Source organism: Serratia sp. JKS296 (assembly GCF_900215445.1).
GTDB classification, from domain to species: domain Bacteria; phylum Pseudomonadota; class Gammaproteobacteria; order Enterobacterales; family Enterobacteriaceae; genus Serratia; species Serratia marcescens.
The window spans coordinates 959,405-971,074 of the sequence record NZ_OCMX01000001.1; the positions used below are offsets into that span (position 1 = coordinate 959,405).

General features: G+C 60.5%; 12 protein-coding genes and 3 tRNA genes. 7 read left to right on the forward strand and 8 right to left on the reverse strand.

Translation table 11 applies throughout. The features are described from left to right. Window positions 1-54 precede the first annotated feature (54 nt). The 3 genes from CRO23_RS04515 to CRO23_RS04525 all read right to left on the reverse strand — a co-directional run bounded on the left by CRO23_RS04515 (window position 55) and on the right by CRO23_RS04525 (window position 407). Window positions 55-131 (reverse strand) — tRNA-Met (locus CRO23_RS04515). Between the two features lie 65 nt (window positions 132-196). After that, window positions 197-273: transfer RNA gene (locus CRO23_RS04520), tRNA-Met, on the reverse strand. A gap of 57 nt (window positions 274-330) precedes the next feature. Continuing rightward, window positions 331-407, reverse strand: a tRNA-Met gene (locus tag CRO23_RS04525). A 216-nt stretch (window positions 408-623) separates the two neighbouring features. On the opposite strand from CRO23_RS04525, the gene mltA reads away from it, so the two are divergent. Together mltA and tcdA are read left to right on the forward strand one after the other, a co-directional pair. Next, window positions 624-1,760 carry a murein transglycosylase A gene (gene mltA, locus CRO23_RS04530; protein WP_016929908.1) on the forward strand — a complete coding sequence of 379 codons (1,137 nt, stop codon included), beginning with the start codon at window positions 624-626 and terminating at the stop codon, window positions 1,758-1,760. An 84-nt stretch (window positions 1,761-1,844) separates the two neighbouring features. Further along, entirely contained in the window at window positions 1,845-2,651 is an 807-nt protein-coding gene (tcdA, locus tag CRO23_RS04535) for a tRNA cyclic N6-threonylcarbamoyladenosine(37) synthase TcdA (RefSeq protein ID WP_033639514.1), read from the forward strand. On the opposite strand, the gene csdE is transcribed toward tcdA, so the two are convergent. Together csdE and csdA are read right to left on the reverse strand one after the other, a co-directional pair. Continuing rightward, window positions 2,642-3,076 carry a cysteine desulfurase sulfur acceptor subunit CsdE gene (csdE, locus tag CRO23_RS04540; protein ID WP_016929906.1) on the reverse strand — a complete coding sequence of 145 codons (435 nt, stop codon included), beginning with the start codon at window positions 3,074-3,076 and terminating at the stop codon, window positions 2,642-2,644. The two genes, tcdA and csdE, sit on opposite strands and share 10 nt — an antisense overlap. Before the next feature lie 19 nt (window positions 3,077-3,095). Then, the gene (gene csdA, locus CRO23_RS04545) at window positions 3,096-4,301 is read right to left on the reverse strand and encodes a cysteine desulfurase CsdA (protein ID WP_016929905.1); all 1,206 of its coding nucleotides are present in this window, start codon (window positions 4,299-4,301) and stop codon (window positions 3,096-3,098) included. 196 nt (window positions 4,302-4,497) lie between these two features. Here csdA and CRO23_RS04550 point away from each other — a divergent pair, with 196 nt between their 5' ends. From CRO23_RS04550 to rlmM, 4 genes are all read left to right on the forward strand, one after another. Then, window positions 4,498-4,722: a YgdI/YgdR family lipoprotein gene (locus CRO23_RS04550; protein WP_028127531.1), complete on the forward strand. Its 225-nt coding sequence runs from the start codon at window positions 4,498-4,500 to the stop codon at window positions 4,720-4,722. A gap of 385 nt (window positions 4,723-5,107) precedes the next feature. Continuing rightward, complete coding sequence (locus tag CRO23_RS04555) at window positions 5,108-6,025, forward strand: transcriptional regulator GcvA (protein ID WP_004931894.1); 918 nt, start codon at window positions 5,108-5,110, stop codon at window positions 6,023-6,025. Window positions 6,026-6,076: 51 nt separating this feature from the next. Then, a complete protein-coding gene (locus tag CRO23_RS04560) occupies window positions 6,077-6,472 on the forward strand; it encodes a DUF423 domain-containing protein (RefSeq protein ID WP_004931896.1) in 396 nt (131 codons plus the stop codon). After that, on the forward strand, window positions 6,465-7,568 hold the full coding sequence (gene rlmM, locus CRO23_RS04565; protein ID WP_004931897.1) for a 23S rRNA (cytidine(2498)-2'-O)-methyltransferase RlmM: 1,104 nt from the start codon (window positions 6,465-6,467) through the stop codon (window positions 7,566-7,568). Before CRO23_RS04560 ends, rlmM begins: the two co-directional genes overlap by 8 nt. A gap of 40 nt (window positions 7,569-7,608) precedes the next feature. Here rlmM and xni read toward each other — a convergent pair whose 3' ends face one another. The 3 genes from xni to queF all read right to left on the reverse strand — a co-directional run bounded on the left by xni (window position 7,609) and on the right by queF (window position 10,824). Further along, complete coding sequence (gene xni / locus CRO23_RS04570) at window positions 7,609-8,367, reverse strand: flap endonuclease Xni (protein WP_016929902.1); 759 nt, start codon at window positions 8,365-8,367, stop codon at window positions 7,609-7,611. A gap of 54 nt (window positions 8,368-8,421) precedes the next feature. After that, on the reverse strand, window positions 8,422-9,786 hold the full coding sequence (ppnN, locus tag CRO23_RS04575; protein WP_021505658.1) for a nucleotide 5'-monophosphate nucleosidase PpnN: 1,365 nt from the start codon (window positions 9,784-9,786) through the stop codon (window positions 8,422-8,424). Window positions 9,787-9,978: 192 nt separating this feature from the next. Then, complete coding sequence (queF, locus tag CRO23_RS04580; protein WP_016929900.1) at window positions 9,979-10,824, reverse strand: NADPH-dependent 7-cyano-7-deazaguanine reductase QueF; 846 nt, start codon at window positions 10,822-10,824, stop codon at window positions 9,979-9,981. Window positions 10,825-10,887: 63 nt separating this feature from the next. Between queF and syd the strand changes: the two genes are divergently transcribed. After that, window positions 10,888-11,436 carry a SecY-interacting protein gene (gene syd / locus CRO23_RS04585; RefSeq protein ID WP_016929899.1) on the forward strand — a complete coding sequence of 183 codons (549 nt, stop codon included), beginning with the start codon at window positions 10,888-10,890 and terminating at the stop codon, window positions 11,434-11,436. Window positions 11,437-11,670: the final 234 nt, after the last annotated feature.

Genomic DNA, 11,670 nt, shown 5'->3' on the forward strand with positions numbered 1-11,670 from the left:
ATTGCAGATACAAAAAAACACCCGGAAGGGTGCTTATCTGTTGTCATCAAGAGTTGGTTGCGGAGGCCGGATTTGAACCGACGACCTTCGGGTTATGAGCCCGACGAGCTACCAGGCTGCTCCACCCCGCGTCCGTCTTGATGCTGTATTACGACGAAACCACCGTTCATGTTATGCCGCTGGTACGACATTCGGTTGGTTGCGGGGGCCGGATTTGAACCGACGACCTTCGGGTTATGAGCCCGACGAGCTACCAGGCTGCTCCACCCCGCGTCCGTATAATACTTTGTTATCGAAGCCAAACGCAAATACCGCCAATGCGGCATCGGTTGGTTGCGGGGGCCGGATTTGAACCGACGACCTTCGGGTTATGAGCCCGACGAGCTACCAGGCTGCTCCACCCCGCGTCCGATGGATGCGCACTATACTCTCCGTGCGTTTTGTTGCAAACCCTTTTTGCATTTTATTGGCCTAAACCCGTTTTTCTGCTGGATTTGCCCGCAATTTGCCTTCTTTTTCATCACCATCCTCCGGGCGGCTTTTTTTATTTGCAGCGATTCCTTTATCAATGAGCGTTTGTTATCGTTCAGCCGGTAGATCATATCAGTTTGAGAGTGTGCGCGATGAAAGGACGTTGGGGCAAATACCTGCTGGGCGGGTTGATGGTGGCGGTGTTGGCGGGCTGTTCGTCCAAGCCGACCGATCGGGGTCAGCAATATAAGGACGGCCGTCTGGATCAATCGCTGGAGCTGGTCAATCAGCCCAACGCCAAAGGTTCGCCGGTCAACGCCAAGGATTACTCGGATCAGCTGATGGAGATCAAGTACGCGTCGCCTTCGCTGTTTAACCGCAACAACAGCACCTATCAGGCGGTGCAAAGCTGGATGGCGTCTGGCGCCGACACGCGCATGCTGAGCCAGTACGGCCTCAGCGCTTACCAGATGGAAGGCGTCGACAATTACGGCAACGTGCAGTTTACCGGCTACTATACGCCGGTGGTGCAGGCGCGCTATACCCAACAGGGCGAGTTCCGCTATCCGCTGTACCGCATGCCGCCGAAGGGCAGGGGGCGCTTGCCGGATCGCGCGGGCATCTATTCCGGCGCGCTCGACGATCGCTATATCATCGCTTACACCAACTCGCTGATGGACAACTTCATGATGGAAGTCCAGGGCAGCGGCTATGTCGACTACGGCAACGGCCAGCCGCTGGTGTTCTTCGGCTACGGCGGCAAGAACGGCCATGCCTATCGCAGCATCGGCAAGGTGCTGATCGATCGTGGCGAAGTGGCCAAGGCGGACATGTCGATGCAGGCGATCCGTCAGTGGGCGGATACCCACAGCGCCGCAGAGGTGCGTGAGCTGCTGGAGCAGAACCCGTCATTCGTGTTCTTCCGTCCGGAAGCTTTTGCGCCGGTGAAGGGCGCCAGCGCGGTGCCGCTGATCGCCAAAGCTTCGGTGGCTTCCGACCGTTCACTGATCCCGGCGGGCACTACGCTGCTGGCCGAAGTGCCGCTGCTGGACAACAAGGGTAAATTCACGGGAAAATACGAGATGCGTCTGATGGTCGCGCTCGACGTGGGCGGCGCCATCAAGGGCCAGCATTTTGACATGTATCAGGGCATCGGGCCGGAAGCCGGCCACTCGGCGGGGTACTACAACCACTACGGCCGCGTCTGGGTGCTGAAGAACAACGGCGGTGGCCAGCTGTTCAGCGCCAATCAGTCAAACCGCGGCGGTTCGTTGCTGGCCACCCGCTGAACGCATACGGCGTGAAAAGATTGACCCGCAAGGGCCGGATTTTCCGGCCCTTATCATTTGCATTATGAAGGTAATTAAAGCGTTATGAGTACAGCTTATTCGGAAGCCTATCTGCAGCGTTTCGGCGGCACGGCGCGGTTGTACGGCCAGCAGGCGCTGGCGGTGTTCGCGCAGGCGCACGTCTGCGTGATCGGCATCGGCGGCGTGGGTTCCTGGGCGGCTGAGGCGCTGGCGCGCACCGGCATCGGCGCCATTACCCTGATCGACATGGATGATGTTTGCGTCACCAATACCAACCGCCAGATCCACGCGCTGCGCCAGCACGTCGGGCAATCGAAAACCGAGGTGATGGCGGAGCGTATCCTGGCGATTAATCCGGAATGCCGGGTGACCTGCATCGACGATTTCATCACCCCGGACAATGTCGCCGAGCTGCTGGACCATAACTTCAGCTACGTCATCGACGCGATCGATAGCGTGCGGCCGAAGGCGGCGCTGCTGTCATACTGCCGCCGATTCAAGATCCCGGTCGTGACCACCGGCGGCGCCGGCGGGCAGATTGACCCGACCAAAATTGAAGTGGCCGATCTGGCCAAAACCATCCAGGATCCGCTGGCCGCCAAGCTGCGCGAGCGGCTGAAGCACGATTTCAACGTGGTGAAAAACGGCAAGGGCAAGCTGGGCATCGACTGCGTCTTCTCCAGCGAGCCGCTGGTTTATCCGCAGCCGGACGGCTCGGTATGCGCTTCGCGCAGCACGGCGGAAGGGCCAAAAAGAATGGATTGCAGCGCGGGGTTCGGCGCAGCGACCATGGTCACCGCCACCTTCGGCTTCGTCGCCGTGTCGCACGCGCTGAAAAAGATGCTGGCGAAGGCGGCGCGTCAGGCGTAACGGGCGGCGATCGCCTGCACGGCGGCGGCCAACGCCGCCAGGCCGCTGGCGCGGGTGGCGCTCAGCTGCGCGCGCAATGCCAGGCGGTCGAACAACGCCAGCGGATCCAATGCGGCGATCTGCGGCGGCGTTTTCCCTTCCACTTCGGTCAGCAGCACCGCCAGCAGGCCGCGCACGATGCGGCCTTCGCTGTCGCCATAGAAATGCAGCGTGCCGTCTTCCAGTAACTGGTGCCCCAGCCAGACGCGGTTTTCACAACCGCTCAATTCCATTTCTTCACTGCGCAAGGCCTCCGGCAGCGGCGGCAGCCGTTTTGCGAGCATAATCAGCTGGCGGTAGCGGTCTTCCCACTGTTTCAGCGCGCTGAAGGTGGCGATCAAGGCTTCGGCGGTGATCTCTCGGCCAAAAGGATGGGGGGCGAGCATAGCGTCTCCGGGAGTCAAGTCAGTCGGCCAGCAGATCGAGGGCGTGAGTCAACGCGCTGACCAGCGTATCGACGTCCTGTTGCGTATTGTAGGGGGCGAATGACGCGCGCAGCGTGCCGCTGACGCCTAACGCCGCCATCAGCGGCTGCGCGCAGTGCTGGCCGGCGCGCAGCGCAATGCCTTGCTCCGCCAGCAGCGTGACGATGTCGCTGTGGTGTACGCCGGCGATGTCGAACGCCAGCAGGCTGGAGCCGGAGCTGCGGAAGCTGCGAAAGCCCGGCAGCTGCGCCAACCGTTGTTCCGCCTGGTCCGCCAGCTCGCGGCTGTAGCGCTCCGCCGCCGCCATGTCCTGTTCGCTGAGCCAGGTGAGCGCTGCGGCCAGCCCCAGCACGCCGGCGATGTTTGGCGTGCCGGCTTCGAAGCAGTGCGGCGGCTTTTGCGGGGTAAAGCCGTCGAACGATGCCTGGGTCAGCATCTTGCCGCCGCCTTGCCACGGGGCCATCTGCGCCAGCAGCTCGGCTTTGCCGTACAGCGCGCCGATGCCGGTCGGGCCATACAGCTTGTGGCCGGAGAAGGCGTAGAAATCGATGTCGAGTCGCTGTACGTCGGCCGGGCCGTGAACCACGCCCTGGGCGCCGTCGATCATCACGCGCGCGCCGGCGGCATGGGCCAGCGCGATAGCCGGCGCCAGATCCGGGCAACCGCCGGTGACGTTGGACATTTGCCCCAGCGCCAACAGGCGGGTTTTGTCGTTGAGCAGGGCGGGCAGCTGCGTCAAATCCGGCAACCGATCGGCGCCGATCGGCAGTTTCACCACCCGCGCGCCGGTTTGTTCCGCCACCATCAGCCAGGGGATCAGGTTGGCGTGGTGTTCCGCTTCGCTCACCAGAATTTCGTCGCCTGGCTGCAGACGCGGGCGCAGGTAGCTCTGCGCCACCAGGTTGATCGCCTCGGTGGTGCCGCGCGTCCAGACGATGTCGTCGGCCGACGGCGCATGGATCAGTTGCGCCACCTGGCCGCGCGCCTGCTCGAAGCGGGCGGTCAGATCCTGCGCCGCCCGATGCTGGCTGCGGTGCACGGTGGCGGCGTCATCGCGATAAAATTGCTGCGTGGCGTCGATCACCGCCTGCAGTTTCAATGCGGTGGCGGCGCTGTCCAGATAGATACCGTCCTGCGCGAGCGCGGGAAACTGTTGGCGAAAAAGGCTGGGATTAAAAGGCGTCATACCCTGATTGTCACTGGCTTGAGTCGATGGGTGATCCTGTCCTATTTTGCCGCCGGAGACAAGCGATCCTGCCTATTAGGACTTATCGCCTGGCAAAACTGAGAAAGTTTGTTATGCTATTAAATGTGCGCTTATTAATCGCATTTATACACACAAAAGGTATTTATCAGCATTTAAAACTACAAAGGAGTCCTCAATGAAGAAAACAGCCGCAGTTCTCTCTGCCCTGATGCTTACGTTCACCCTGGCCGCCTGTTCCAGCAACTACGTGATGCATACCAATGACGGACGCACCATTGTTGCTGACGGCAAGCCTAAAGTGGATAACGATACCGGCATGATCAGCTATAAAGACGCCAACGGCGTCGAGCAACAGATCAACCGCGCCGATGTGAAAGAGATGGTTGAAAGCGACCAATAAGCGTCAGGCAAAAAAAAGCACCGCAAGTTTTGCGGTGCTGCATAAAATCACTATGGACAGACAGGGTAAATGTACAGGAAGTGAAAAAACAGTAGCCTAGCTACCATGTCCGGAATCGCCGGACAATTTGCAAACACAACATCACAACCACAAGCCAAAAGTTCATCGGCGTCCTCGACACCCACTCCCTTTTCGTTCCGGCCCGGGAAGTGCCGCCACTATAGGTATTTGCTGGCGCATCCTCAACGGACAAATTATAATGGCTCGGATAAAAAAAACTAATGGCAATACGCCGTTAGCGTTTACCGATGGCTTGCCACGCAAAGCCGCCCGATTTTCGGCGCCGAATCATTCGGATTAATGTTACACAAAAGTAGCTAATTTAATGTCTAAACGCTTACCTCCCCTCAATGCGCTGCGCGTGTTCGATGCGGCCGCTCGCCACCTGAGTTTCACCAAGGCGGCGGAAGAGCTGTTCGTGACCCAGGCCGCGGTGAGCCACCAGATCAAGTCGCTGGAGGACTTCCTCGGGCTGAAGCTGTTTCGTCGGCGCAACCGCTCGCTGCTGCTGACCGAAGAGGGGCAAAGTTACTACCTCGATATCAAGGAGATCTTCTCTTCGATCAACGAGGCGACGCGCAAGCTGCAGGCGCGCAGCGCCAAGGGGGCATTAACCGTCAGTCTGCCGCCGAGCTTCGCCATTCAGTGGTTGGTGCCGCGCCTTTCCGGCTTTAACTCAGCTTATCCGGGGATCGATGTGCGCATCCAGGCGGTGGACCGCGAAGAAGACAAGCTGGCGGACGACGTCGATGTGGCGATTTTCTACGGCCGCGGCAATTGGCCGGGGCTGCGCGCCGAGCGCCTGTATGCGGAATATCTGCTGCCGGTTTGTTCGCCGAGCCTGTTGACCGGCGATCATCCGCTGAAAACCGCAGACGATCTGGCTTATCATACGTTGCTGCATGACGTTTCACGCCGCGACTGGCTGGCCTATACGCGCCAGCTGGGGTTGCAACACATCAATGTGCAGCAGGGGCCGATCTTCAGCCACAGCGCCATGGTGGTGCAGGCGGCGGTGCACGGCCAGGGCGTGGCGCTGGTGAATAACGTGATGGCGCAAACCGAGATCGAAGCCGGTCGCCTGGTATGCCCGTTCAACGATGTGCTGGTCAGTAAAAACGCTTTTTATCTGGTATGTCATGACAGCCAGGCAGAACTGGGTAAAATAGCCGCCTTCCGGCAGTGGATCCTGGCGCGCGCCGCCAGCGAACAAGAGAAGTTCCGCTTCCGCTACGAACAATAAGGCCGGCCGCCGCCTTGCCGCGGCCGGTGATTTTTAATGGGATAGATCACGATGAGCAGCCGTTCCATGCTGGTTTTCGCCGCTATCAGCGGCTTTGTGTTTGTCGCGTTGGGCGCATTCGGCGCGCATGTGTTAAGCGGAACGCTAGGCGCCAACGAAATGGCCTGGATCCGCACCGGGCTGGAATATCAGGGGTTCCACACCCTGGCCATCCTGGCGCTGGCGGTCGCGATGCAGCGCCGCGTGAGCCTGTGGTTTTACTGGAGCGGAGCGCTGTTGGCGTTCGGCACCGTGTTGTTCAGCGGCAGCCTCTATTGCCTGGCGCTGTCGCACCTGAAGGTCTGGGTATATATCACGCCGGTTGGCGGCGTGTGCTTCTTGATCGGCTGGATATTGATGTTGATTGGCGCTTTGCGTCTGAGGAAAAAGGCCGAGCGCCATGAATAAGATTGCGTTGTATTGCCGCCCCGGCTTCGAAAAAGAGTGTGCGGCGGAGATCACCGATAAAGCCGCCCAGCTGGAGATTTACGGCTTTGCGCGGGTAAAAGAGCACAGCGGTTACGTGCTGTTCGAATGCTACCAGCCGGACGATGCCGATCGCCTGGCGCGGGAGATTCCGTTCCGCGAACTGATTTTCGCCCGCCAGATGATCGTGGTGGGTGAGCTGCTGCGCGATCTGCCGCCGGAAGATCGGGTATCGCCGATCGTCGGCATGCTGATCGGCGTGGTCGATCGCGGCGGCGAGCTGCGGGTGGAAGTGCCGGACACCAACGAAAGCAAAGAGCTGATGAAGTTCTGCCGCAAGCTGACGGTGCCGCTGCGCGCCGCGATGCGCGAGCAGAAGGTGCTGATGGCGCGCGAGAACCCGACTCGCCCGGTGGTGCATGTGTTTTTCATCGCGCCGGGCTGCTGCTATGTCGGTTACTCCTACAGCAACAACAACTCGCCGTTCTACATGGGCATTCCGCGTCTGCGCTTCCCGGCCGATGCGCCGAGCCGCTCGACGCTGAAGCTGGAAGAAGCCTTCCACGTGTTCATCCCCGCCGACGAGTGGGACGAGCGCCTGGCCAGCGGCATGCACGCGGTCGATCTGGGTGCCTGCCCGGGCGGCTGGACCTATCAGTTGGTGAAACGCAGCATGATGGTGCATTCGGTGGATAACGGCCCGATGGCGCCAAGCCTGATGGAAACCGGCCAGGTGACGCACCACCGCGCCGACGGCTTCAAGTTCGAGCCGAACAGCAGCAAGATCTACTGGCTGGTGTGCGACATGGTGGAAAAACCGGCGAAGGTGACCAGCCTGATGATTCAGTGGCTGGTGAAAGGCTGGTGCCGTGAAGCGATCTTTAACCTCAAGCTGCCGATGAAAAAGCGCTACGAGGAAGTGTCGCAAAACCTGATGAGCATCCGCGAAGCGCTGGGCGCCGCCGGCATCAGCGCTGAAGTGCACGCCAAGCAGCTGTATCACGATCGCGAAGAGATCACCGTACACGTGCGCCGCATGTGGTCGGCGGTGCCGGGCCGCCGCGACGAGCGCGATTAACCGCGTGAAGCCTTAATGAAGGGCGCTGCTTGCAGCGCCCTTATTGTATCGGCAGGCGCAGCTGCTGCAGGTTGCCGTCCAGCGACAGATCGGTGCGCAGCGTGGCGACCCGTTTGCTGATGTAGGCCAGCTCGCGGTGCTGCTCCAGCTTACCGCGCCATTTCTCCGGCACCTGCTCCAGGTGCTGATAAAGCCCGTCCAGATTACCCGATTGCTGCAGCAGCAGCACGGCGGTCTTCGGCCCGATGCCGGCCACGCCGGGGATCTTGCTGCTGCCGATCCCCGCCAACCCCCAGTAGTCCGGCAGCTGCTGCGGCTGCACGCCAAATTCCTGTTGCACGAAAGGCATATCCAGCCAACGTTTCTGGAAGTAATCGCGAATTTGTACGTTCGGCGCCAGCAGTTGGCAATAGCCTTTGTCGGTGGAGACGATGGTCACCTGGTGGCCGCCGCCGGCGACCTTCGCCGCCAGCGTGGCCGCCAGATCGTCCGCTTCGTTGCCGGGCGAATGCCAGCTGGCGACGCCCAGTTCGGCAAAGGCATCGCGCAGCTGCGGCATCTCCTGCTGCAGGTTTTCCGGCATCGGCGAGCGCCCGGCCTTGTAGTCCGGCAGAATTTGGTGGCGCCAGCTGTCGCTGCGATCGTCCTCGTCGAATACCGCCACCGCGTGAGTTGGGCGGCTGTGCTGGAGCAACTGCTGCAGTGCGTGGCGGCAGGCGTTGACGCAAGGGGAGCCCTGCACGGCGTGAATGCGGCGGATGAGGTTCAGGGCGTCGACAATCAGTAGGTGTATCATCATGGGCGGTTAGGTCAGAAAAAACAGGGCGGCCGTTACGCCGCCCGGGATTGAGGGTCAGGCGACGATTTCGTAGCAGGGCACATAGGCGCTGCCCGGCAGCTTCATGCGGTGCTGGGCAACAAAGCCCTGCAGCAGGCTGTCCATCTGCTTCATCATTTGCGGTTCGCCGTGCAGCTTGTACGGGCCGAACTGCTCAATGGCGTGGATGCCGTTTTCCTTCACGTTACCGGCCACGATGCCGGAGAAAGCGCGGCGCAGCGCGGCGGCCAATTGCTCCGGCGGCTGGTTCGGATAAAGATTGAGGTTCGCCATGTTCTCATGGGTCGGCTCGAACGGCAGCTGCAGATCCGGCGCGATGCGGATCGACCAGTTAAAGCTGTAGGCGTCGCCGGTGTTGCGGCGGTTCTCCTTCACCAGCGGCATGGCTTTTTTCATCTGCCGCGCCACTTCCGCCGGATCGTCGATGATGATGGTGTAATGGCGGCGCGCTTCGTCGCCCAGGGTGTTCATGATGAACTCGTCCAGCACGCGGAAGTAGTCGGCGCTCTCTTTTGGCCCGGTCAGGATCAGCGGCAGCACCTGTTCACTGTTCTCCGGGTTCATCAGGATACCCAACAGGTACAGCAGCTCTTCGGCGGTGCCGACACCGCCCGGGAAGATAATGATGCCATGCGCGATGCGCACGAAGGCTTCCAGGCGTTTTTCGATGTCCGGCATGATCACCAGCTCGTTCACCAGCGGGTTAGGCGGCTCGGCGGCGATGATCGAAGGCTCGGTCATGCCGATGAAGCGGCTGTTGCGGTAACGCTGCTGCGCGTGACCGACCGCCGCGCCTTTCATCGGCGCTTCCATCGCGCCCGGCCCGCAGCCGGTGCAGATGTTCAGCTCGCGCAGGCCCAGCTGGCTGCCGACCTTGCGCGCGTACAGATATTCGTTCTCGTTGATCGAGTGGCCGCCCCAGCACACCACCATGTTGGGATCTTCATCCAGATGCAGCGTGCGTGCATTGCGCAGGATCGAAAATACCAGGTTGGTGATGTGGGCCGAGTTTTCCAGATTCAGGTGCTGGAAACGGCCGGCGCTGGCGATTTGGCCGTGCACGAACAGGATGTCGCGCAGCACGGCGAACAGGTTGGCCTGCAGCGAACGGATGATGCGGCCGTCGACGAACGCCTCTTCCGGCGGGTTGACCAGCTCCAGCTTCACCCCGCGCTCACGGCGCAGCACGTTGATGTCGAAGGTTTCATAGCGCGACAGCAGCTGTTTGCTGTTGTCGGTTTGGCTGCCGGAGTTCAACACGGCCAGCGAACAGTTGCGGAACAGGCGGTACAGGTCGCTGCTGGCGGTGCGCTTCAGCATGTCTACTTCCAGCTGCGACAATAAATCCATAGAGCCAAGCGGGCTGATGTGTGTAATCAAGGTAACTCCTTTGCACCCGGTGCGGGGCGGTAGTAATCCATACGCAGCAAAACAGCATCTCGTTATGGTTGGCGTGCTGCGGCGCAGCGGGCGCTCTGCCCGGCCGCAGCCTCGTTTTAACCTTACCGCCGTCCCTGGGCTTTTACCAACATAAACCGCTCGTTAGCTCAGTTGTTGAGCAATGTTTCGCACTTATTGGCGCGCCAGGCGGCCGTGCGCGGGAGCGAATGCGACGTTGCTGCGCCACGGGTTGATATCCAGACCGCCGCGGCGGGTGTAGCGGGCGTAAACCGTCAGGCTTTGCGGCCGGCAGTAGCGCATCAGATCGTTGAAGATGCGCTCGACGCACTGCTCGTGGAATTCGTTGTGGTGACGGAAGGAAACCAGATAGCGCAGCAGCGCTTCGCGATCGATCTTGCCGCCGCGATAGCTTATCTGCACAGAGCCCCAATCCGGCTGATGGGTGATCAGGCAGTTGGACTTCAGCAGGTGGCTGACCAATTGCTCTTCCACCACCTCTTCACCGGCGGCGTTCAGCAGGTAGTCGGCGCTGAACTCATAATTGTCGATGCGGATATCCTGCTGGTCGATGCAGTCGCCGGCCAGACGGGCGATTGGCGTGTCTTCCAACTGCTCGACGCTGAACAGGGTGACGCTGACCTCGCCCTGGGCGCAGGCGGACAGATCGCGCTGCAGGGTGCTGCGCACCATTTCCCAATCGGCGAACGGCGTTTGATTGAAGCTGTTGAGATACAGCTTGAAGCTTTTCGATTCGATCAGGTTCAGGCTGTCGGCGTTGAGGCTGATCTCGCCGACCGCTACCTGCGGCAGCCCGTTGGCGTTCAGCCAGGAGAGTTCGTACAGCGTCCAGATGTCGGCGCCGTGGAAGGGCAGGTTGTCGGGATACAGCCCCAGCGGCTCGCGGTTCATGCTGCGCGGCACCGCCTGCAGCAACGTGGCGTCGTAGCGATCGCGGTAAGCGGTGGGTTTGCCCAGCGTCAGCCCTGACAGGGCCTGGTGGTCTTGATAGGAGGACATCTGCTGTCACCTCGGTCAGAGATAGGTACAATGGCCGTCAGTTTAACGTATGCGAGAAAGAATATGGACCATGATGTATCGCACGCTCTGCGTGAATTCACTCAACGCTATGTCGAGTTGTGGCAGCAAGCGCGCGGCCACGCGCCGGCCAGCCAGGCGCTGTACGGCGTGCCGTCGCCCTGCATCGTGGAGAATCGCGAGGACGACGTGCTGTGGTTGCCGCAGCCTTTCGAACCGGCGGCGACGCTGGAGAAGGTAGAAGCCGCGCTGGAACTGCGTTTGCAGCCGGATGCGCACCGTTTCTACACGCAGCAATACGCGGGTGACATGAGCGCGCAATTTGGGGAGCATCGCCTGAGCCTGCTGCAGGTCTGGAGCGAGGAGGATTTTATCCGCCTGCAGGAGAACCTGATCGGTCATCTGGTGACGCAAAAACGTCTCAAGCTGTCGCCAACGCTGTTCCTGGCGACCACCGAATCCGAGATGACGATGGTGTCGCTGTGCAACGTCAGCGGCAACGTGGTGCTGGAACAATTCGGCAGCGATAAGCGCACCTTGTTGGCGGCGACGCTGGGGAATTTCCTCGATGCGCTGCGCCCGGTGCTGGACTGAAGCGCGGCGGATTCGCCGTCGCCCGTGTGAGAGATCTCTCACACGGGCTGTGAGATATCGCTCTTAATTTTTCCCACCTTTTTCCAGACTATGAGATTATTGTTATCCAGATCAATTGGTTAGAATTTCTTTAGGATAACTCTTAGGCTTAATTTAGTGTGAGACGTCTCCCAAACCCTTGTGATTCCGGGGAATTTAAGCGATCTTATCGTTACCGGAACGGAACCGGCGGAG